At 71.5% G+C, this 20,158-nt stretch carries 17 protein-coding genes; 7 read left to right on the forward strand and 10 right to left on the reverse strand.

Annotation, left to right across the window (positions count from 1 at the left end):
• Positions 1 to 213: 213 nt before the first annotated feature.
• Both ACIBAE_RS01070 and ACIBAE_RS01075 read left to right on the forward strand, forming a co-directional pair.
• Positions 214 to 1,500: an NADP-dependent malic enzyme gene (locus tag ACIBAE_RS01070; protein WP_399281627.1), complete on the forward strand. Its 1,287-nt coding sequence runs from the start codon at positions 214 to 216 to the stop codon at positions 1,498 to 1,500.
• 281 nt (positions 1,501 to 1,781) lie between these two features.
• A complete protein-coding gene (locus tag ACIBAE_RS01075; RefSeq protein WP_399281628.1) occupies positions 1,782 to 2,744 on the forward strand; it encodes a zinc-binding dehydrogenase in 963 nt (320 codons plus the stop codon).
• A gap of 89 nt (positions 2,745 to 2,833) precedes the next feature.
• Here the strand turns inward: ACIBAE_RS01075 and ACIBAE_RS01080 are convergent, their stop codons facing one another.
• Positions 2,834 to 3,712: an MBL fold metallo-hydrolase gene (locus ACIBAE_RS01080; RefSeq protein ID WP_399281629.1), complete on the reverse strand. Its 879-nt coding sequence runs from the start codon at positions 3,710 to 3,712 to the stop codon at positions 2,834 to 2,836.
• Positions 3,713 to 3,775: 63 nt separating this feature from the next.
• Between ACIBAE_RS01080 and ACIBAE_RS01085 the strand changes: the two genes are divergently transcribed.
• The 3 genes from ACIBAE_RS01085 to ACIBAE_RS01095 all read left to right on the forward strand — a co-directional run bounded on the left by ACIBAE_RS01085 (position 3,776) and on the right by ACIBAE_RS01095 (position 5,300).
• Complete coding sequence (locus tag ACIBAE_RS01085) at positions 3,776 to 3,985, forward strand: helix-turn-helix domain-containing protein (RefSeq protein ID WP_399281630.1); 210 nt, start codon at positions 3,776 to 3,778, stop codon at positions 3,983 to 3,985.
• Positions 3,985 to 4,542, forward strand: a complete 558-nt coding sequence (locus ACIBAE_RS01090; protein WP_399281631.1) for a Clp protease N-terminal domain-containing protein — start codon at positions 3,985 to 3,987, stop codon at positions 4,540 to 4,542. Before ACIBAE_RS01085 ends, ACIBAE_RS01090 begins: the two co-directional genes overlap by 1 nt.
• 134 nt (positions 4,543 to 4,676) lie before the next feature.
• Positions 4,677 to 5,300, forward strand: a complete 624-nt coding sequence (locus ACIBAE_RS01095) for a GntR family transcriptional regulator (protein WP_399281632.1) — start codon at positions 4,677 to 4,679, stop codon at positions 5,298 to 5,300.
• 97 nt (positions 5,301 to 5,397) lie between these two features.
• Here ACIBAE_RS01095 and ACIBAE_RS01100 read toward each other — a convergent pair whose 3' ends face one another.
• Together ACIBAE_RS01100 and ACIBAE_RS01105 are read right to left on the reverse strand one after the other, a co-directional pair.
• The gene (locus ACIBAE_RS01100) at positions 5,398 to 6,399 is read right to left on the reverse strand and encodes a helix-turn-helix transcriptional regulator (protein WP_399281633.1); all 1,002 of its coding nucleotides are present in this window, start codon (positions 6,397 to 6,399) and stop codon (positions 5,398 to 5,400) included.
• A 1-nt stretch (position 6,400) separates the two neighbouring features.
• On the reverse strand, positions 6,401 to 7,312 hold the full coding sequence (locus ACIBAE_RS01105; RefSeq protein ID WP_399281635.1) for a DUF4097 family beta strand repeat-containing protein: 912 nt from the start codon (positions 7,310 to 7,312) through the stop codon (positions 6,401 to 6,403).
• A 162-nt stretch (positions 7,313 to 7,474) separates the two neighbouring features.
• On the opposite strand from ACIBAE_RS01105, the gene ACIBAE_RS01110 reads away from it, so the two are divergent.
• Positions 7,475 to 8,290: a hypothetical protein gene (locus tag ACIBAE_RS01110; protein WP_399281636.1), complete on the forward strand. Its 816-nt coding sequence runs from the start codon at positions 7,475 to 7,477 to the stop codon at positions 8,288 to 8,290.
• Between the two features lie 72 nt (positions 8,291 to 8,362).
• Here ACIBAE_RS01110 and ACIBAE_RS01115 read toward each other — a convergent pair whose 3' ends face one another.
• The 5 genes from ACIBAE_RS01115 to ACIBAE_RS01135 all read right to left on the reverse strand — a co-directional run bounded on the left by ACIBAE_RS01115 (position 8,363) and on the right by ACIBAE_RS01135 (position 15,477).
• Positions 8,363 to 8,548, reverse strand: coding sequence for a DUF6104 family protein (locus ACIBAE_RS01115; RefSeq protein WP_030207192.1), 186 nt, complete (start codon positions 8,546 to 8,548; stop codon positions 8,363 to 8,365).
• A 142-nt stretch (positions 8,549 to 8,690) separates the two neighbouring features.
• Complete coding sequence (locus tag ACIBAE_RS01120; protein WP_399281638.1) at positions 8,691 to 12,554, reverse strand: multifunctional oxoglutarate decarboxylase/oxoglutarate dehydrogenase thiamine pyrophosphate-binding subunit/dihydrolipoyllysine-residue succinyltransferase subunit; 3,864 nt, start codon at positions 12,552 to 12,554, stop codon at positions 8,691 to 8,693.
• 280 nt (positions 12,555 to 12,834) lie between these two features.
• Positions 12,835 to 13,890 carry an ATP-binding protein gene (locus tag ACIBAE_RS01125; RefSeq protein WP_399281981.1) on the reverse strand — a complete coding sequence of 352 codons (1,056 nt, stop codon included), beginning with the start codon at positions 13,888 to 13,890 and terminating at the stop codon, positions 12,835 to 12,837.
• Between the two features lie 128 nt (positions 13,891 to 14,018).
• On the reverse strand, positions 14,019 to 14,756 hold the full coding sequence (locus ACIBAE_RS01130) for a response regulator transcription factor (RefSeq protein WP_399281639.1): 738 nt from the start codon (positions 14,754 to 14,756) through the stop codon (positions 14,019 to 14,021).
• Between the two features lie 103 nt (positions 14,757 to 14,859).
• Entirely contained in the window at positions 14,860 to 15,477 is a 618-nt protein-coding gene (locus ACIBAE_RS01135) for a spermidine synthase (protein WP_399281982.1), read from the reverse strand.
• A 547-nt stretch (positions 15,478 to 16,024) separates the two neighbouring features.
• Here ACIBAE_RS01135 and lon point away from each other — a divergent pair.
• Positions 16,025 to 18,439, forward strand: coding sequence for an endopeptidase La (gene lon, locus ACIBAE_RS01140; RefSeq protein ID WP_399281640.1), 2,415 nt, complete (start codon positions 16,025 to 16,027; stop codon positions 18,437 to 18,439).
• 67 nt (positions 18,440 to 18,506) lie between these two features.
• Here the strand turns inward: lon and ACIBAE_RS01145 are convergent, their stop codons facing one another.
• Together ACIBAE_RS01145 and ACIBAE_RS01150 are read right to left on the reverse strand one after the other, a co-directional pair.
• Positions 18,507 to 19,055, reverse strand: a complete 549-nt coding sequence (locus ACIBAE_RS01145; protein ID WP_399281641.1) for a GntR family transcriptional regulator — start codon at positions 19,053 to 19,055, stop codon at positions 18,507 to 18,509.
• Between the two features lie 121 nt (positions 19,056 to 19,176).
• The gene (locus ACIBAE_RS01150; protein ID WP_399281642.1) at positions 19,177 to 20,025 is read right to left on the reverse strand and encodes a lysozyme; all 849 of its coding nucleotides are present in this window, start codon (positions 20,023 to 20,025) and stop codon (positions 19,177 to 19,179) included.
• Positions 20,026 to 20,158 lie beyond the last annotated feature (133 nt).

Genomic DNA, 20,158 nt, shown 5'->3' on the forward strand with positions numbered 1-20,158 from the left:
GACTCGTGGACCAGATGGTCCGTCAGGTAAGAAGGACGATTACACCCCTCATCCGGGGCCCAGGGCGCGTGTGCGGCGCGCCCGCGCGTACGTATCACCCCCTTGCCGGGCCGGCCAACCGCCGCCGCCAGGGCGCGGACGCGGTGCCCACCCACCCCTCCTCAACCAGGAGTGGCCACCCTCAACTGATGAAGACCAAAGGGGTCAAACCACATGGCAGCGGAGATCGTCAATCCTCGCAGCGACAGCGCCACCGACAGCGTTCTGGACAGCGCCACCGGCAGCGTTCCGGACAGTGCCACCGGCAGCGCCCTGAGCGGTGGCACCGACGGCAGCACTCCCGAAGAGCCCTTCGATCCGGCCTTCGCGCTGCACCGCGGCGGCAAGATGGCCATCCAGGCCACCGTCCCGGTGCGCGACAGGGACGATCTGTCCCTCGCGTACACCCCGGGCGTCGCGAAGGTCTGCAGCGCCATCGCCGAGAACCCTGAGCTGGTGCACGACTACACCTGGAAGTCCCAGGTCGTCGCCGTCGTGACGGACGGCACGGCGGTGCTCGGGCTCGGCGACATCGGCCCTGAGGCCTCGCTCCCCGTGATGGAGGGCAAGGCGATCCTGTTCAAGCAGTTCGGCGGGGTCGACGCCGTGCCGCTGGCGCTCGCCACCACCGACACGGACGAGATCATCGAGACGGTCGTACGGCTCGCGCCCTCCTTCGGCGGCATCAACCTGGAGGACATCGCGGCGCCGCGCTGCTTCGAGATCGAGCGGAAGCTCCAGGAGCGCCTGGACATCCCGGTCTTCCACGACGACCAGCACGGCACCGCCGTCGTCACCCTCGCGGCCCTGCGCAACGCGGCGAAGCTCACCGGCCGCACCCTCGGCGACCTGCGCGCCGTCATCTCGGGCGCCGGGGCGGCGGGGGTCGCCATCGCGAAGTTCCTGCTGGAGGCGGGCATCGGCGATGTGGCGGTGGCCGACCGCAAGGGCATCGTCAGCCCGGACCGCGAGGACCTGACCGACGTCAAGCGCGAGCTGGCCGCGATCACCAACCGGGCCGGGCTCTCCGGCTCGCTGGAGTCCGCGCTGGCCGGCGCCGATGTCTTCATCGGGGTGTCCGGCGGCACGGTCCCGGAGACGGCGGTCGCCTCGATGGCGCCCGGCGCGTTCGTCTTCGCGATGGCCAACCCGAACCCCGAGGTCCACCCCGACATCGCGCACCGGCACGCGGCCGTCGTGGCGACCGGGCGCAGCGACTACCCGAACCAGATCAACAACGTGCTGGCGTTCCCCGGCATCTTCGCGGGCGCCCTCCAGGTGCGGGCGTCCCGCATCACCGAGGGCATGAAGATCGCCGCGGCGAACGCGCTGGCGGACGTGGTCGGCGACGAGCTGGCCGCCGCGTACGTCATCCCGTCGCCGTTCGACGAGCGCGTCGCGCCGGCCGTGACGGCGGCGGTGGCCGCGGCGGCCCGCGCGGAGGGCGTCGCGCGCCGCTGAGCCGCCGCCGGCCTGTTGCGGGGCCGGGGAGCCTGGCTCGCGGGCCGGGGCCGTACCGCTGTGAGGCGGAGGTACGGCCCCGGGCCGGCCGCCGATCGCCCCGGCCGCCCTTCGTCTCGTCCCGGACCGTCTCGTCCCGGACCGTCTCCGTCCTGGACCGCTTCCGTCCTGGACCGCTTCCGCTGCGGATCGGGCTCCCGCCCCGGGCGCCGCCGCGCTGTGCCGCGTTTTCCCGCGCGTACGGTTCCTTCGCGTCCCGCCCCCGCCCTATCGTCGACGACATGTTCGCCGCCTACGCCGCCCGCATCGACCGTGACCAGCCCCTCAACGGCCTTGAGCTGGGCGAACGCCCGGCCCCCGGGGCGCGCCCCGGCTGGACCACCGTCACCGTCAAGGCCGCCTCCCTCAACCACCACGACCTCTGGTCCCTGCGCGGGGTCGGGCTGACCGAGGACAAGCTGCCGATGATCCTCGGCTGCGACGCCGCCGGGCTGGACGAGGACGGCAACGAGGTGGTGGTCCACTCCGTCATCGGCGCGACCGGCCACGGCGTCGGACCGTACGAGACCGGCTCGATCCTCACCGAGCGCTACCAGGGCACCTTCGCCGAGCAGGTCACCGTGCCCACCTGGAACGTCCTGCCCAAGCCCGCCGAACTCACCTTCGAACAGGCCGCCTGCCTGCCGACCGCCTGGCTCACCGCGTACCGCATGCTCTTCACCAACGCGGGCGTACGGCCCGGGGATTCGGTCCTCGTGCAGGGCGCGGGCGGCGGGGTCGCCACGGCCGCGATCATCCTTGGCAGCGCGGCCGGTCTGCGCGTGTACGCCACGAGCCGGGACGCGGCCAAGCGGGCCCGGGCCGTCGAGCTGGGCGCGCGGGACGCCTTCGAGCCGGGTGCGAGGCTGCCGCACCGGGTGGACGCCGTCATCGAGACGGTCGGCGCCGCGACCTGGTCGCACTCCGTCAAGTGCCTGCGGCGCGGCGGCACCCTGGTGATCTCGGGCGCGACGAGCGGCGACCGGCCCGCCCACGCCGAGCTGACCCGGATCTTCTTCCTGGAGCTGAAGGTCGTCGGTTCGACGATGGGGTCCAAGGACGAGCTGGAGGATCTGCTCGCCTTCTGCGCGACGACGGGTGTACGGCCGGTCATCGACGAGGTGCTGCCGCTGGACCGGGCGCGCGAGGGCTTCGAGAAGATGGCCTCGGGGGACCTCTTCGGGAAGATCGTGCTGACGGGCTGAGCCGGGGTCAGGTCTGCTGCTCGTACACTTCGAGAAGATGGCCTCGGGGGACCTCTTCGGGAAGATCGTGCTGACGGGCTGAGCCGGGGTCAGGTCTGCTGCTCGTACACGAGGACGAAGTCGTCGTACGGGTGCGAGCCCGGCCGCCCGGCGGTCTCCGCCAGCGCCTCGCGCAGCAGGCGCAGGTGCCCGGCGGTGAGCGCGAGCGGCGACTCGTCCGGCTGGTGGGTGGTGCCGCGCGGATAGTCCACGCCGGGGGTGGCCGTCATCTCGATGTGGCAGCCCAGGACGTGGGTGATGGTCCGGGCCGCGCAGAAATCGAGCAGCCGGTCGACCGTCCGGGTGTACGCGGCCGCGTCCTGGACGTACAGTCGGCCGGGGTAGAGGGAGTCGCCGGTCAGCAGCAGGCCGGTGTGCCGGTCGTGGAAGACGACGGCGGCGTCCTGGTGGCCGGGCCCCGGGACGAGATCGAGCACCCGCCCGCCGAGATCCAGTTCGCCGAGCCCGTCCGGCCATCCGGCGAGCCCGTACGCGGCGATGACGTCGTCCCGGCCCGGTCCGACGACCGTGGTGCCGGGCCGGCCGTGGAACTGCCCGTCCGCCGCGATGTGGTCGCCGTGTCCGTGGGTGTGCGCGATGACCAGGCCGTACGGCTCCGCGCGGGCGTCGCGTCCGTTCCGTAGCAGCCAGTCGTCCACCAGCCGGTCGACGGTCACCCGGAGCGGGAAGCGCACCGGGTCGGCGGTGGCTCCGGTGTCGAGGAGCAGGGCGCGGTCGTTCCCGAACAACAGGAAGAGGAACGGCGCTTCGAAGTGCGTCGACTTGTTCTGGCGCAGGATCAGCGTGTGCTCGGTGTAGGCGTGCACCTGGATGGCCGGTGCGGTGGCATCGGCGCCGGCGGCCACTCCGGCGTACCAGACGGTGTCGAGGGTGCCGGGCACGGGGGCGTCCGCGAGGAAGTCGATCACCGGCCCAGCGTACCCCTGTCAACCATGGTTGACACGCGGTTCATGTCAACCTACATTGACACCATGACCGAAGCAACGGATCTCGCCGAACGGGCGGGTGATCGCGACCCCCGGGTCGGACTGCGGGCCGTCGCCGCGCTGCGGCGGCTGCTGGAGCGGCTCGAATCCGTACAGGTACGCAGCGCCCGCACCCAGGGCTGGTCGTGGCAGGAGATCGCGGACGAGCTGGGCGTCAGCCGGCAGGCCGCGCACAAGAAGCACGGGAGGCAGTGATGTTCGAACGGTTCACGGACGGCGCCCGGAGGGTGGTCACCGGCGCGGCCGGACACGCCGAACGCACGGGCGCGGACAGCATCACCGAGGAGCACATGCTGCTGGCGCTGCTGGACCAGGAGGGCACACGCGCGTCCTTCGCGTTCGCCTCGCTCGGCATCGGCGACCGGCGCGCGTCCATCGAGAACGCCCTCGCCGACGCGCGCCGGCGAGGCGGCCTGTCGCAGGCCGACACCGACGCGCTGGCCGGGATCGGCATCGATGTCGGGGAGATCATCTCGAAGGTGGAGGAGGCGCACGGCGCGGGCGCGATGCACCCCGGCGACCGGCCGAAACGCCGGTGGTCGGGCCGCCGGGGCTTCACCCGGGCGGCGAAGGGGACGCTGGAGAAGTCCCTGCGCATCGCGGCCGGCCGAGGCGACCGCCACCTCGGCGAGGAACACATCCTGCTGGCCCTGACGGCCCGCCCCGGCGTGGTGGCGGAGGTCCTGGCGGACCACGGCGCGACGTACGAGACGGTGGAACGAGCGGCGTTCGGAGCGGGTCCGGCGGCGTGAGGGCCGGGTCTCCGGGGTGGGGTCGGTGTGGATGATCGACCGCACCGGAGGCGGTGCCGCGTCTGGGTCCTGTCCCGCGAGGATCCGCCGGACAGGGCCTTAGGGTGTCCGGAGAAGAGGGAGGAGCTTCCCGCATGGCAACCGAGGGCGGCGGCCGTCAGCCGCACCACCGGCGCGTCGTCGACCCGCTCCGCGAGGCCGAGTCCCACGAAGGTGCCGGTATGTTCGTCCGGCCGCTCAGGCGGCGCGGTGTTCAGCGGTTGTCGCGTGAGCTGTGGGGAGAGGGCCGCTCGATCTGGTCGGCGGACATCGAGGAGCGGTCGCTCGTCGTCGACCAGGTCCATGTGACCGAGGAGGCCGCCCCCGAGCGGATCGCGCGCGTGCTCGACCTGGCGCCGGGCGACGCCGTGTGCGTACGGAATCGTCGCTACGTCCTGGACGGGAAGCCGGTCCTGCTGGCCACCAGCTTTCTCCCGGCGGCCCTGGTGGCGGGGTCGGCCGTCACCAGGGAGGACCCGGGGCCAGGCGGAATCTACGCCCGTCTGGAGGAACTCGGCTTCGGGCCGGTGCACTTCCGGGAAGAGGTCCGCTCCCGCATGCCGTCCCAGGACGAGACCCGTCGCCTGAGTCTGTCTCCGGGTAGGCCGGTCATGCTCATCGGCCGATCGGCGTTCGCCGCCACGGGCCGTCCGGTCGAGGTCAACGAGATGACTCTCGACTCGGCCTCGTACGTACTCGAATACGACTTCGACGCGTAGACCGTCACGGCCGGCGACATCGCTGACGGCGGCGGGGCAACGACCGACGGCCCCCGTACGTCACCGTACGGGGGCCGGGCCGCCTGTCCCGGGGCGCTCAGTCGCGCGGTGTCCTGAGCAGCGCGCCGATGTGGGCCGCCGCCGTCGAGAGGTGGCGGCGGGCCTCGCCCAGCTGGGACTCCGTCACGCCGTGGTCCCGCGCGGCGTCGCGGATGTCGTCGCGGAAGCGGTCCAGGAGACGGTCCAGGTCGCGCGCCGGGTCGTCCGTCGTCGGGGTGTCGTCCCAGGCGGTCGGGGTGTCGTCCCAGGCCGGAGGTGCGGTCTCCGCTTCGGGCTCGGCGTCCGGCTTGCCGTACGGCGGCCATGAGGTGCCCGCCAGGCCGCCCAGTTGGCCGGCCAGTTCCGAGAGCCCCTCACGGACCCCCGTCGGCCAGTCGCCCCGGGCGAAGTGGTCCTGCACCTGGTCCTGGACCTGCTTCGCGATGCGCTGCATCTCCTGACGCGCCGTCTCCTGGGCCTCCTTCGCCTGGCGGCGGGCCTGCTGCGCGTCCTCGCGGGCCCGGCGGGACTCGTCCTTCGCCCGGCGGGCCTGCTCCTTCCACTCCTGCTTCGCACGCCGCAGCTCCTCCTTCGCCGCGCGCCAGGATTCGCCGTCGCCGAAGGCCTTCTCCCAGTCGGTCCCCGCGCCCGACGTCGGGGGTGACGGGGGTGTGCGGCTCTCGGAGGCCGCCGCGCGCATCTCGTTGCGCAGCCGGCCCGCCGCGCCCCGCACGTCGTCACGGATCTCGGCGGCCAGCTCGGAGACCGACTCCCGGATCTCCAGCTCCAGATCGGCCAGCTCACCACCGCGCCCGGCCAGCTCCTCGCGGCCCGCGTCGGTGATCGAGTAGACCTTGCGGCCGCCCTCGGTGGCATGGGTGACGAGCCCTTCGGCCTCCAGCTTGGCCAGCCGGGGATAGACGGTGCCGGCGGAGGGCGCGTACAGGCCCTGGAAGCGTTCCTCCAGCAGCCTGATCACCTCGTACCCGTGGCGCGGGGCCTCGTCGAGGAGCTTGAGCAGGTAGAGGCGGAGTCGGCCGTGGGCGAAGACGGGGGGCATGTCAGAGCTCCTTCGTGTCGGCCGGAGCGGGGTCGGCCGGGGCGGGGTCGGCCGGGGCGGCGGCGAAGCCCTGGGGGTCGCCGTTCGCCGGCGGACGGCGCAGCAGTGCGATCGAGCCGGACACCGTCGTCGCCTTGATCGTCCCCGTGCCGGCTCCCAGCGTGCCGGTGATCTTCTTCGCGCCCCACTGCCCGCTGACCCGCAGGCCGTCGAAGGTGTTGGAGACGGAGCCGGTCGCGGTGTTCGCCTCGACGCGCGTGTCCGTGAGGTGCGGCAGCCGGATCGCGACCTCGCCGGAGACGGTGGTGAGCTTGATGTCGGTGGGTTCGTCCGCCGGGTCCAGGTCGATGACCATGTCGCCGCTGACCGACTCGGCCCGTACGGAGGACCCCGCGCCCTCGACGACGGTCAGGTCGCCGGAGACCGTCTGGAAACGAAGGTCGCCGGAGACCGCCTGGGCCTCCACGTTCCCGGAGACGGTGTCGGCGCGGACCGCGCCCGACAGGCCGACGAGCGTGGTGTCGCCGGTGACGCCGCGGATGTCCGTACGCCCCCGCATCCCGGAGACCACGGCCCCGGCACCGACCACGCCGACCTCGACCCTCGCCCCGGCGGGGACGGCGAGGGAGACGACGGCGCTGCGCTGCCAGCCCTTGCGGTCGAGCCACTTGAGGAAGCCGTTCCAGGGCAGGTCCTGGTAGGCGACGGTGAGCGTGGAGCCGTTCTGGGTGACGGTCAGTGGCGGGCCCTCGATCTGGGAGATCTCCAGGCGGGCACCGCCCTGCTCGTCGAGTGCGGCGTCCGTGCCGACGACGTTCACCGTCCCGTTGACGAGGCGCACGCTGAGCGCCGTCACCGGATCGTCGAAGGTGAGTTTCTTCGGCTCAGCGACGTGCCACGTCGACTCTGCCATGGTGCTGACCTCCCGGGGCCGCCCGTGACGCAACATATCGCGTCTTCTTGCTCAACACGATATATCGCGGTTGGGGTAAGTCAAGGCCGGGTGAGAGGCTCGGGGCGGCCCCTCCAGGGACATAGCGCTCATATCAGGGCAAGGTGGCCTAGCGTAAGAACCATGAACGCGACACCCTCAGGTGCTCTGCTGTTGTGCCGGGCCGAGCCCCCGGCGGTACGGCCCGCCGCCCGGCTGCTCCGCGAACGGCTGATGCTCGCCCCGGCGGGCCGTGACTGGAGTGTGCTCGTGCCCGAGGGCAAGCCCTGGCTGCACGTCGGTGAGCCGGTCGAACGGGTGGTCTCGGGCTGGGCCATCGCCCTCGCCGTGGGCGCCAACTGGCCGGTCCTCGCGCTGTGGTGGGACGAGGACCGCGCCGGATACACCCTGGCCGCCGGTTTCCGCCGTACGGTCGGCTACGTCTGGCTCGCGGACGGCACACCGGCCGGCGAGGACGAGGCGATGCGGACGTTCGCGGCCCGTCTCGGGCTCGATCCCGTACTGGACTTCCAGGCCCTGGAGCCGCTCACCCGCCCCGACCCCTCGGCCGACGCGCGGGCCAGGCTGCTCGCGCTGTCCGCGGTCCTCACCCGGACCGGGGTCTCGCTCCCGGCCGGTCTGACGCCGGGGTCTCCGGCCGACCGGCTGCGGCAGGCGGTACGCGACCAGCCGGGTGCGGAGGAGGTCGAATGGGCGGGGCCCCGTGAGGTGGTCCGTACGGTACGGACCGGGGCGCACCCGGTGAGCGCCGGGCCCGGAGGCGCCTGGTTCCGGGGGCCCCGGGCCCGGATGCTCGGCGCCGCCCAGCTCACGGCCGGCGTCCCGCTGGCCCTCTGGGGCGTCCGCCGGCACAGCGCCGGCTGGACCGTCGCCGGAGCGCTGCTGATCGCGCACGGCGCGCTGGGACTGGCGTACGACCGGCCACGCCTCCGCCACTGAGCGGGACGGCGGTGGCCGTACGGCAGGGGGTCAGTGCGCGAGGCCGCTCCCGTCAGCGCGAGGCCGCTCCCGTCACTCCTCGTCGTCCTCGTCGTCGTCCAGCCGCGCCAGCCACGTGGCGAGCCGCTCGACCGGGACCTCGAAGTCGGGGTTGAGATCGACGAACGTACGCAGCTGCTCGGCGAGCCACTCGAAAGTGACCTCCTCCTCGCCGCGCCGCTTCTCCAGTTCCTCGATGCCACGGTCGGTGAAGTACAAGACATGCTCCTGGTGGGACGGGCTTTTCCCCTCAGGATAAGTCGTGGCACATGCCGGAGGGCCCGGCCCGCGAGACGATCGCGGGCCGGGCCCTCCGGCATGTGCGGGTGAAGCCGTACGGACAGAGCCGTACCGACGCCGGTCAGGCGTCGAAGACCTCGCTGACCAGCTGCTGCTGCTCGGCCTGGTGGCGCTTGGCCGAGCCGACCGCCGGGGACGAGGAGTGCGGACGCGAGATCCGGCGCAGGCGCTCGCCGTGCGGGATGTCGGCGCCGACCGCCAGGTCCAGGTGGTCGATCAGGTTGAGCGCGATGAACGGCCAGGCACCCTGGTTCGCCGGCTCCTCCTGGGCCCACAGGTACTTGTCGGCGTTCGGGAACTTGGCGATCTCGGCCTGCAGTTCCGCACCCGGCAGCGGGTACAGGCGCTCCAGGCGCAGGATCGCGGTGTCCGTGACGCCGCGCTTCTGCCGCTCGGCCTCCAGGTCGTAGTAGACCTTGCCCGAGCAGAAGACGACCTTGCGGACCGCGTTCGGGTCCACGGACGCGTCGCCGATCACCGGGCGGAAGCCGCCGGTGGTGAACTCCTCCGCCTTGGACGCCGCGGCCTTCAGACGCAGCATCGACTTCGGGGTGAAGACGACGAGCGGCTTGTGGTGCGGGTTGTGGACCTGCCAGCGCAGCAGGTGGAAGTAGTTCGACGGCAGGGTCGGCATGGCGACCGTCATGTTGTGCTGGGCGCACATCTGGAGGAAGCGCTCCGGGCGGGCGGACGAGTGGTCCGGGCCCTGGCCCTCGTAGCCGTGCGGCAGCAGCAGCGTGACGCCGGACGTCTGGCCCCACTTCTGCTCGGCCGACGAGATGAACTCGTCCACCACGGTCTGCGCGCCGTTGACGAAGTCACCGAATTGCGCCTCCCACATGACCAGCGCGTCCGGGCGGGCCAGCGAGTAGCCGTACTCGAAGCCCATCGCCGCGTACTCGCTGAGCAGCGAGTCGTAGACGTTGTAACGGGCCTGGTCCTCGGAGAGGTACTGCAGCGGGGTGTAGTCCTCGCCGGTCTCCTGGTCGACCAGGACCGCGTGGCGCTGGCCGAACGTGCCGCGGCGGGTGTCCTGGCCGGAGAGCCGGACCGGGGTGCCCTCCATCAGCAGCGAGCCGATGGCGAGGGTCTCGCCCATGCCCCAGTCGATCGTGCCGTCGTCCACGGAGGACGCGCGGCGCTGCATCTGCGGCATCAGGCGCGGGTGGACGCTGACGGTGTCCGGGATGTTGACCTGCGACTCGGCGATCCGCTTGACGACCTCCTGGGAGACCGCCGTGGTGACGGCCACCGGGAACTCGGCCTGGGCGTCCGGGACATGCGTCGGGGCGGGCCCCGAGGTGGCCTCGCGGACCTCCGCGAAGACCTTCTCCAGCTGGCCCTGGAAGTCCTGGAGCGCCTGCTCCGCCTCTTCCAGCGTGATGTCGCCCCGGCCGATGAGGGACTCGGTGTAGAGCTTGCGCACCGAGCGCTTCTTGTCGATCAGGTTGTACATCTGCGGGTTGGTGAACTGCGGGTTGTCGCCCTCGTTGTGACCGCGGCGGCGGTAGCAGATGAGGTCGATCACGACGTCCTTGTTGAACGTCTGGCGGAACTCGAAGGCGAGCCGCGCGACGCGGACCACGGCCTCCGGGTCGTCACCGTTCACGTGGATGATCGGCGCCTCGATCATGCGGGCGACGTCGGTCGCGTACATGGACGAACGCGAGGCCTCCGGGGCGGCGGTGAAGCCGACCTGGTTGTTGATCACGATGTGGACCGTGCCGCCGGTGCGGTAGCCGCGCAGCTGCGACATGTTGAGCGTCTCGGCGACGACGCCCTGGCCCGCGAAGGCCGCGTCGCCGTGGAGGGCGACGGGCAGGACCGTGAAGTCCGTACCGGCCTTGTTGATGATGTCCTGCTTGGCGCGGGCGATGCCCTCCAGGATCGGGTCGACCGCCTCCAGGTGCGAGGGGTTCGCGGCCAGCGAGACCTTGATCTGCTCGCCGTCCAGCCCGGTGAAGGTGCCCTCGGCGCCCAGGTGGTACTTCACGTCGCCGGAGCCGTGCATCGACTTCGGGTCGAGGTTGCCCTCGAACTCCCGGAAGATCTGCGCGTACGACTTGCCCACGATGTTCGCGAGGACGTTCAGGCGGCCGCGGTGCGCCATGCCGATGACGACCTCGTCCAGGCGCGACTCGGCGGCGGAGTCGATGACCGCGTCGAGCAGCGGGATGACGGACTCGCCGCCCTCCAGCGAGAAGCGCTTCTGGCCGACGTACTTCGTCTGCAGGAACGTTTCGAACGCCTCGGCCGCGTTGAGCCGGCGCAGGATGCGGAGCTGCTCCTCGCGCTCGGGCTTGGCGCGCGGGCGCTCCACCCGGTCCTGCAGCCACTTGCGCTGCTTCGGGTCCTGGATGTGCATGAACTCGATGCCGGTGGTGCGGCAGTACGACTCACGCAGCACGCCCAGGATGTCGCGCAGCTTCATCATGGACTTGCCGGCGAAGCCACCGACCGCGAACTCCCGCTCCAGGTCCCACAGCGTGAGCCCGTGCTCGGTGATGTCCAGGTCGGGGTGCTTGCGCTGGCGGTACTCCAGCGGGTCCGTGTCGGCCATGACGTGGCCGCGCACCCGGTAGGAGTGGATCAGTTCGAAGACCCGGGCGGGCTTCGTGACGTCGTCGTCGTGCGAGGCGTCGATGTCCTTGAGCCAGCGGACCGGCTCGTACGGGATGCGCAGCGCCTTGAAGATCTCGTCGAAGAACTCGTTCTCGCCGAGGAGCAGTTGGCTGAGGATCCGCAGGAACTCGCCGGAGGCGGCGCCCTGGATGACGCGGTGGTCGTACGTCGAGGTCAGCGTCATGACCTTCGAGATGCCCAGCTTGTTCAGGGTGTCCTGCGAGGTGCCCTGGAACTCGGCGGGGTAGTCCATCGCGCCGACGCCCAGGATGAGGCCCTGACCGGGCATCAGGCGCGGTACGGAGTGGACGGTGCCGATGCCGCCCGGGTTGGTCAGCGACGCGGTGACTCCGGTGAAGTCATCCATCGTCAGCTTGTTGTTGCGGGCGCGGCGGACGATGTCCTCGTACGCCTGCCAGAACTCGAAGAAGTTGAGCGTCTCGGCCTTCTTGATGCCGGCGACGACGAGCTGGCGGTCACCGTTCGGCTTCACCAGGTCGATGGCGAGACCGAGGTTCACATGCGCGGGCTTGACCAGGGTCGGCTTGCCGTCCCGCTCCGCGAAGGAGTGGTTCATCGACGGCATGGCCTTGAGCGCCTGCACCATCGCGTACCCGATGAGGTGCGTGAACGAGATCTTGCCGCCGCGCGCACGCTTCAGGTGGTTGTTGATGACGATGCGGTTGTCGAAGAGCAGCTTCACCGGGACGGCGCGCACGGACGTGGCCGTGGGCAGTTCCAGCGAGGCGTTCATGTTCTTCGCGACGGCGGCCGACGGGCCGCGCAGCGTCAGGTACTCCGGACCCTCGGCGGGCGAGCCGTCCTTGCCGGCGGGCGCGGCGGCGGCCTTGGGCGGCGCCGGGGCGGCGGCGGGCTTGGCGGCGGGTGCCGCCTGCGCCGGAGCGGCCGGAGCCGGTGCCGCCGCGGCGGGCTTCGCCGGAGCCGCGGGCGCGGCGGCCGGAGCGGCGGCCTGGGCCGGAGCCGGGGCGGCCGCGGCGGGCTTCGCCGGAGCGGCTGCCGCGGCGGGAACCGGGGCGACGGCCGGGGCCGGGGCCTGGGTCGTGGGCACCGCAGCCCCCGCGGCTGCGGTCTCCGCGGGCTTGTCCGCCGTGCCGGAGGTGCCCGGCTTGTAGTCGGCGAAGAAGTCCCACCAGGCACGGTCGACCGAATTCGGATCCTGGAGGTACTGCTGGTAGATCTCGTCGACGAGCCATTCGTTGGCTCCGAAGGCAGCGGCAGGGCTCTTGCCCTGCCCGTCTTCGTCGGTCGAGATGCTCGCGTTACTGGGGGACTGAGACGACACGGCGTGAACCGCCCTCTTCCGCTTCACAAGGTGATGGACAGCGGGAATCAAGGCTACGCCTACCAGGCCAGCAGGTGCAGACCGGGCGTGCCATCGTCGTGCATCTCACATCGAACGGTGGGTTTCAGCGTATGAAATGGCGGGAAACAAGCCAGGTTCCGTTGCGCCAGGGATGCACAAGAGTCGCTCGGCCGCCCCGCCACGGCCGGTCCGCGGCCCGTAGCCCGCCCGTCCCCGACTCCGTACCCGGAGATCGTGCGCTAACGCTTCGAACTGTACGTCAACCGCGCGCCCGGGGGACTCCCGGAAGGGTGACCTGTATCCGGCAGCCCCGAGCGGATTCGGCCACGCCGATGCGCCCGCCGTGCAAATCCACCGCCCAGCGCGCGATCGCCAGCCCCAGACCCGTACCGCCGTCGCTGCCGGGGCCGTGCGGGGACTGCGCGGTGCCCCGGTTGAAGCGCTCGAAGACCTGGTGCCGCTCCTGCTCAGGAATCCCGGGCCCCTCGTCCTGCACCTCCAGGTCCAGCGACTCGGGCTGCTCGCCGCGCCGGGCCCGGACGGTGACCCGGCCGTGCGGCGGGCTGTGCTTGACCGCGTTGTCGATGAGGTTGGCGACGACCTGATGCAGCCGCTCCGCGTCCGCGTGCGCGGTCAACTCCGGCGGCGAGACATCCAGATGCAGATGTACGTCCGTACGGGTGTGGTTGCCGGAGCCGGAGCTCAGTTTGCGCTGCGAGGCGGCCAGACCGGCTTCCTTGAGCACGCCGGAGAGATACGGCCACACCTCGAAGCGCTGGGCCCTCAGCGTGACGACGCCGTTGTCGAGCCGGGACAGGTCGAGCAGCGTCTCCACCAGCCGGCCGAGCCGCTCCGTCTGCCGCAGCGCCGTCCGCATCGTCTCCGGATCGGCGGCGGACACCCCGTCGACGACGTTCTCCAGCACGGCACGCAGGGCCGCGATGGGCGTGCGCAGCTCGTGCGAGACGTTCGCGACCAGCTCCTTGCGGTGCCGGTCCACGGCCTCCAGATCGTCGGCCATGCGATTGATGGTGGAGGCGAGGTCACCCAGCTCGTCACGGCGGTCGGCGCCGCTCACCCGGCGGGTGTAGTCGCCATGCGATATGCCCTTGGCGACCGTGTTCATCTCGTCGAGCGGAGCGGTCAGGCCGTGGGCCACGAACTGGGTGATCAGCAGCGTCGCGATCACCGAGAAGACCGTGATGAAGCGCAGCTCGGTCTTGGTGTGCAGGGCCACCATCAGCAGACCCGTCGTGATGAAGACGGAGACGACGACGAGCGTGCCGAGCTTGGTCTTGATGGAGAACGGCCGCAGCCCGGTTCTCTCCGGGCCGGTGGCGCGGCCACGGACCTCCCGGCCGCGCCGGTCGTGACCGTACCTGTCGTGACCGTGTCTCTCCCGGCCCTGTCTCTCGCTGCCGGCACCGCCGCCCCGGGGCCGGGTCATGGCGCCGGAGTCTCCAGCGCGTAGCCGACGCCGTGCACGGTACGGATCCGCTCGGCGCCGATCTTCCGGCGCAGCGCCTTGATGTGACTGTCGACCGTACGGGTGCCGGAGGCGTCCGCCCAGTCCCACACCTCGGCGAGCAGCTGCTCCCGGGAGAGCACCGCGCGCGGGGTGTTCGCCAGGCAGACCAGCAGATCGAACTCGGTGGGTGTCAGATGGACGTCCTCGCCGCGCACCCGCACCCGGCGCTGCGCGTGGTCGACCTCCAGCTCACCCAGGCGCAGGATGCCGCTGCGCGGTGTCACCGCGGCGAGCGCCGCGCGCTCCACCCGGCGCAGCAGCACATGCACCCGGGCCGCCAGCTCGCGCATGGAGAACGGCTTGGTCATGTAGTCGTCGGCGCCGACCCCGAGGCCGACCAGCATGTCGGTCTCGTCGTCACGGGCCGTCAGCATCAGCACCGGCACCGGGCGCTGCGCCTGCACGCGGCGGCAGACCTCCAGGCCGTCGAAGCCGGGCAGCATGATGTCGAGGACCATCAGGTCCGGCTGCCAGGCCTCGGCCGCGTCGACGGCAGCCGGGCCGTCCACCGCCGTCTGCACCAGAAAGCCCTCGGCCCGCAGCCGCGCCGCGATCGCGTCGACGATCGTGGCGTCGTCCTCGACGACCAGGACCCGGCGCTGGGCGCTGGGCGTGGCCGCGACTCCGCTGTGGCTGGTGTGTGTCTGCTCCATCGCCCGCCCCTGGTACGCGTTTCGCGATCCCTGATCCACATTCCTCATGCGGATGGTGGATCCGTGTGTCGGGAGCAGCGTAGAGGCAGCGGGAGGGTCCCGGCTACGCAGTGCGAACAGCGAGATGGACCACGTCGGGTACGCCTCGGGCAACCGGGATCTCTTCCGCCCTTACCCCGGTGAACCCGGCATTCCGTAACGCTTCGCCAAAGGCGGGAGACGGTTGCGCCGACCAAACGGCGAGGACACCGCCCGGTTTCAGCCGCGCCCGGCAGGCCGCGAGCCCCTCCGGCGAGTACAGGCCGACGTTGCCGTCGGTGACGGTCCAGTCCGGTCCGTTGTCGATGTCCAGACAGAGTGCGTCGTAACGTTCCGTGGCCGCCCGTACATACTCCACCAGGTCGGTGTGGAGGACGGCCGTACGCGGATCGGCGAGCGCCGTGCCCGAGATCCGGGCGAGCGGGCCGGTGAGATGCCAGTCGATGACGGCCTGTTCGCGCTCGACGACCACGATCCGGCCCCAGCGGCGGTCGGCGGCGGCGTGCGCGAGGGAGAAGCCGACACCGAGGCCGCCGATGAGGACGGCGGGCCTCTCGTCCCGGTCTCCGGGAAGCGCGTCCAGCGCGGCGTCGATCAGCAGCCGCTCGGAGCGGCCGTCCGAGGTGTCCATCAGAAAGCACCCGTTGGCGATGATTTCCAGCCGCGCGCCTCGCTGCCGCAGGACGACCTCGCCGTACGGCCCGTCCCGCCGGTCGAGCGTGACGGGCGCGGCGTGCGCGTCGGCGCCCGGGCCCGTGCCGGTGCCGAGGCCGGTGCCGAGGCCGGTGACGGTGCCGATGTCGGGAGCCGGGTCGTCGGCGATCGGGCCGTCGGCGATCGCGTCGTCGGGAATCGGGTCGTCGGCGATCGGGATGGGCGCGGGGTGGGGCACGGTGGATCTCCTCGTCCGGCGGCCGGCTGTCGCTGATCATCCTGGCGGGACGAGGACAGCGGGGACAGTCCATTTCTCCGCCCGGCGAACCCTGATCGCCGGCCGGGACCGCTGAGAGCCCGGGCGATCCGCCCGCCGACCGAGGTCCGTGGAGTGAGGACGACCACCGCGCGGTGCCGTGGAAGGTCTTACGGCTGCTGGACGTTGTCGTCAGGAAGCCGCGCTCCTTCCGGGCCGTGCGAGAGCGATCGCTCTCAGCGAACGAGACCCCGGGAACATCTGCCGACCCACCAGCATTGAGTCCACATAGCTCAACTTGATTGCCGAAGGGGAGATCATGGCTGCCACGTCCACATCGCTCACGCTTCCCGTGCTGCCGCTCGACGACGAGGTCGTTCTGCCCGGCATGGTGGTGCCTCTCGACCTGTCCGACACCGAAGTCCGCGCCGCGGTCGAGGCCGCGCAGGCGGCATCCCGCGCCGGTGACAGTGGCGCGGGAAAGCCCAAGGTGCTGCTCGTGCCGCGCATCGACGGGACCTACGCCGGCACCGGCGTGCTGGGCACCGTCGAGCAGGTCGGCCGGCTCTCCGACGGCGACCCCGGCGCACTGATCCGCGGTAGAGGCCGCGTCCAGATCGGCGCCGGTACGAGCGGCCCCGGCGCGGCCCTCTGGGTCGAGGGCGTCAGCGTCGACGAAACCGCGCCCGAACCGCTGCCCGGCGCCGTCGCCGACCTGGTGAGGGAGTACAAGGCCCTCGCCACCGACTGGCTGAAGAAGCGGGGCGCCTGGCAGGTGGTCGACCGGGTGCAGCAGATCGACGACGTGTCGACGCTCGCCGACAATTCCGGGTACTCACCGTTCCTCTCCACGGCCCAGAAGGTCGAGCTGCTGGAGACCACCGACCCGGTGGCCCGCCTCAAGCTCGCCACCGAGCAGCTGCGCGAGCACCTCGCCGAGCAGGACGTCGCGGAGTCCATCGCCAAGGACGTCCAGGAGGGCGTCGACAAGCAGCAGCGCGAATTCCTGCTGCGGCGCCAGCTCGAAGCCGTACGCAAGGAACTGCGCGGGCTGAGCGGCGAGGGTGACGACCAGGACGAGTCCGACGACTACCGGACGCGTGTCGAGGCCGCCGACCTCCCCGAGAAGGTGCGGGAAGCCGCCCTCAAGGAGGTCGAGAAGCTGGAGCGCTCGTCCGACCAGAGCCCCGAGGGCTCCTGGATCAGGACCTGGCTCGACACCGTGCTCGAACTGCCCTGGAACGAGCGCACCGAGGACGAGTACGACATCCGGGGCGCCCAGTCCGTCCTCGACGCCGAGCACGCGGGCCTGGAGGACGTGAAGGAACGCATCACCGAGTACCTGGCCGTGCGCAAGCGGCGCGCGGAGCGCGGCCTCGGTGTGGTCGGCGGCCGTCGCGGTGGCGCCGTCCTGGCTCTGGTGGGCCCGCCCGGCGTCGGCAAGACCTCGCTCGGCGAATCGGTCGCGCACGCCATGGGACGCAAGTTCGTCCGGGTCGCGCTCGGCGGTGTGCGGGACGAGGCGGAGATCCGCGGACACCGGCGTACCTACGTCGGCGCCCTGCCGGGCCGCATCGTCCGGGCGATCAAGGAGGCCGGTTCGATGAACCCGGTCGTCCTGCTCGACGAGATCGACAAGGTCGGCTCCGATTTCCGGGGCGACCCGGCCGCGGCCCTGCTCGAAGTCCTGGACCCGGCGCAGAACCACACCTTCCGTGACCACTATCTGGAGGTCGAACTCGACCTGTCCGACGTGGTGTTCCTCGCCACGGCGAACGTCCTGGAAGCCATCCCGGAGGCGCTGCTCGACCGCATGGAGCTGGTCCGGCTCGACGGCTACACCGAGGACGAGAAGGTCGTCATCGCCCGCGATCACCTGCTGCCCCGGCAGCTGGAGCGCGCGGGCCTGGAGCCCGGCGAGGTCACCCTGGAGGACGACGCGCTGCGGAAGCTGGCAGGGGAGTACACCCGCGAAGCGGGCGTGCGAAACCTGGAGCGGTCCATCGCCAGGCTGCTGCGCAAGGTCGCGGCCGAGCACGAGCTGGGCCGGCGCGAGCTGCCCTTCACGCTCCGCGACGAGCACCTGCGCGGGCTGATCGGCCGGCCGCACCACGTCCCCGAGTCCGCCCAGGACCCGGCCGAGCGCCGCACGGCGGTGCCCGGCGTGGCGACGGGGCTCGCGGTGACCGGCGCGGGCGGTGACGTCCTCTTCGTCGAGGCGTCGCTGGCCGACCCGGAGACCGGCGGTTCCGGCCTGACCCTGACCGGACAGCTCGGTGACGTGATGAAGGAATCGGCGCAGATCGCGCTCTCCTTCCTCCGCTCGCGCGGCGCCGAACTGGAACTGCCGGTCGCCGACCTGAAGGACCGGGGCGTGCACATCCACTTCCCGGCGGGCGCGGTGCCGAAGGACGGCCCGAGCGCGGGCATCACGATGACGACGGCGCTCGCGTCGCTGCTGAGCGGCAGGCAGGTCCGCACCGACGTCGCCATGACCGGCGAGGTCTCACTGACCGGCCGGGTCCTGCCCATCGGCGGCCTCAAGCAGAAGCTGCTGGCCGCCCACCGGGCCGGCCTCACGACGGTGGTGATCCCGAAGCGCAACGAGGCCGACCTGGACGACGTCCCGGCCGAGATCCTCGACAAGCTGGACGTCCGCCCGGTGACGGATGTCCGTCAGGTCCTGGAGATCGCCCTGTCCCCGGCGGAGGTCCTGGTGTCGGCGGCGGCGTAAGGCCCACGAGAACGGACGCGTACGACGGCAGGGCCCGGAACGAAAATCCGGGCCCGGCCGTCGTGCGTCACGGTCTTCCGATGCTGATCTCGTAGCGCAGCCGCTGAAGGCGGGCCGGCATCGTCATGATGTCGACCTGGATGGGCCGGTCGTCGGCGTCCAGGGTGACGCGCGTCAGACGCAGCACCGGTTCGTCCGCCTCCGTGCGCAGGGCTTCCCGCTCCTCCTCACCGGGCAGGCGAGCGGTCACCTCCTCCCGGACGCGTACCCCCACGTGCCCCAGCTGGGCGAGCAGGGTGACGGCTCCGCCCGGGATCTTGGCTGTTCCGGCGAGACGCGTGCCACGCGCGACGGAAGCCGGGTAGTAGGTGTCGGTCAGCTCGCACAGCACGTCTTCGAGGTACATCACCCGCCTGCGGACGACGACGGTCTCGCCCTCGGCCACCCCGAGGAGCCCCGCCGGCTCCGCGGACGCCGGGATCTCTCCCGCGTGAACGACGCGCTGGCTTCCACGCCGCCCCCGCGCGGCCAGCTCGGCGCCCCAGGCGTCCGGCTGCCCGCTGTCCCGAGGCGTCAGGTACGGCATGGAGCTGCTGACCCACTCACCGGCGCTCATGATGTCCTCCCGTACCGCCGACTGCTCGTGATCTCCAGCTCTGCCGCTGACAGCATGACAGCGCGGTCCCGACCGGGGGTCCGTTCCGGTCGGGACCGCGCTGCGTGCGTTCGCGGCGGGGTCAGCCGTTGGCCAGGGCCACGACCCGGTCCAGAGCGCCGTTGAAGCGGTCGTGGTCGCCGACGTACGGGCCCGTCGAGGTGTACTGCCAGATCGTCTGGACGTCCCAGCCGGCCGGCAGCTCGCCGACCGTGGTGTTGTAGCGGGCGATCCAGAGCGGGTTCGTGGCACCGAAGCCCGTGTAGTTGCCCGTGCACTCGATCCACCAGCTCGTCGCCGTGTAGATCACCGCGTCGCGGCCGGTGCGGGCCTTGTACGTGTTCAGGAAGTCCCGGATCCAGTCCACCATCTGGGCCTGGGTCTTGCCGTAGCAGGACTCGCCGTACGGATTCCACTCGATGTCCAGCACGCCCGGCAGGGTCCTGCCGTCCCGCGACCAGCCTCCGCCGCCGTCCACGAAGTAGTTGGCCTGCACGGCGCCGCTCGCGTCGTTCGGGGTGCCGAAGTGGTACGCGCCGCGGATCATGCCGACGTTGTACGAGCCGTTGTACTGCGAGGAGAAGGACGGGTTCTTGTAGTAGTTCCCCTCGGTGGCCTTGACGTAGGCCCATTTCACGCCGCTGTTCCACAGGGACGCCCAGTCGACGTCCCCCTGATAGCCGGCGACGTCGACGCCTTCCGTCTGCACGACGCGTTCGTCGCGGGGCATACGGCCCTGGCCGTCGTGCGCGATGACGCCCATGCCCATGTGGGCCGAGCCTCGTGCGGGCAGCTCGGCCGGGGGATCTGCCGGGGGGTCGGCGGCGTTCGCCGCGCCCGGGAGGGTGAGGACGAGCGCGAGAGTTGCGAGGAGAGCGCCGGCCACGGCGCGGAACGAGCGGCCGTACGTTCCGGATCTGTGCACGGGCATTGCGTGCCTCCGAAGACCTCGGTGGGGGGACCTCATGACGGGGCGGCGTGCGGTGGGGCGGCACGCCCGCACTGACGCTACGCACGTAGACCCGCGTGACGGAAGGGCGCCACGCTGCCGTCGTTGGTATAAA

Origin of the sequence: Streptomyces sp. NPDC051569, from assembly GCF_044454085.1 — a bacterium.
Classification (GTDB): domain Bacteria; phylum Actinomycetota; class Actinomycetes; order Streptomycetales; family Streptomycetaceae; genus Streptomyces.

What these genes read in the sequence shown, in the direction of transcription:
- ACIBAE_RS01070 (WP_399281627.1), top strand. Translation starts at nt 214, where the DNA reads ATGGCAGCGGAGATCGTCAATCCTCGCAGCGACAGCGCCACCGACAGC.
- ACIBAE_RS01075 (WP_399281628.1), top strand. Translation starts at nt 1,782, where the DNA reads ATGTTCGCCGCCTACGCCGCCCGCATCGACCGTGACCAGCCCCTCAAC.
- ACIBAE_RS01085 (WP_399281630.1), top strand. Translation starts at nt 3,776, where the DNA reads ATGACCGAAGCAACGGATCTCGCCGAACGGGCGGGTGATCGCGACCCC.
- ACIBAE_RS01090 (WP_399281631.1), top strand. Translation starts at nt 3,985, where the DNA reads ATGTTCGAACGGTTCACGGACGGCGCCCGGAGGGTGGTCACCGGCGCG.
- ACIBAE_RS01095 (WP_399281632.1), top strand. Translation starts at nt 4,677, where the DNA reads ATGGCAACCGAGGGCGGCGGCCGTCAGCCGCACCACCGGCGCGTCGTC.
- ACIBAE_RS01100 (WP_399281633.1), bottom strand. Translation starts at nt 6,399, where the DNA reads ATGCCCCCCGTCTTCGCCCACGGCCGACTCCGCCTCTACCTGCTCAAG.
- ACIBAE_RS01105 (WP_399281635.1), bottom strand. Translation starts at nt 7,312, where the DNA reads ATGGCAGAGTCGACGTGGCACGTCGCTGAGCCGAAGAAACTCACCTTC.
- ACIBAE_RS01110 (WP_399281636.1), top strand. Translation starts at nt 7,475, where the DNA reads ATGAACGCGACACCCTCAGGTGCTCTGCTGTTGTGCCGGGCCGAGCCC.
- ACIBAE_RS01130 (WP_399281639.1), bottom strand. Translation starts at nt 14,756, where the DNA reads ATGGAGCAGACACACACCAGCCACAGCGGAGTCGCGGCCACGCCCAGC.
- lon (WP_399281640.1), top strand. Translation starts at nt 16,025, where the DNA reads ATGGCTGCCACGTCCACATCGCTCACGCTTCCCGTGCTGCCGCTCGAC.
- ACIBAE_RS01145 (WP_399281641.1), bottom strand. Translation starts at nt 19,055, where the DNA reads ATGAGCGCCGGTGAGTGGGTCAGCAGCTCCATGCCGTACCTGACGCCT.
- ACIBAE_RS01150 (WP_399281642.1), bottom strand. Translation starts at nt 20,025, where the DNA reads ATGCCCGTGCACAGATCCGGAACGTACGGCCGCTCGTTCCGCGCCGTG.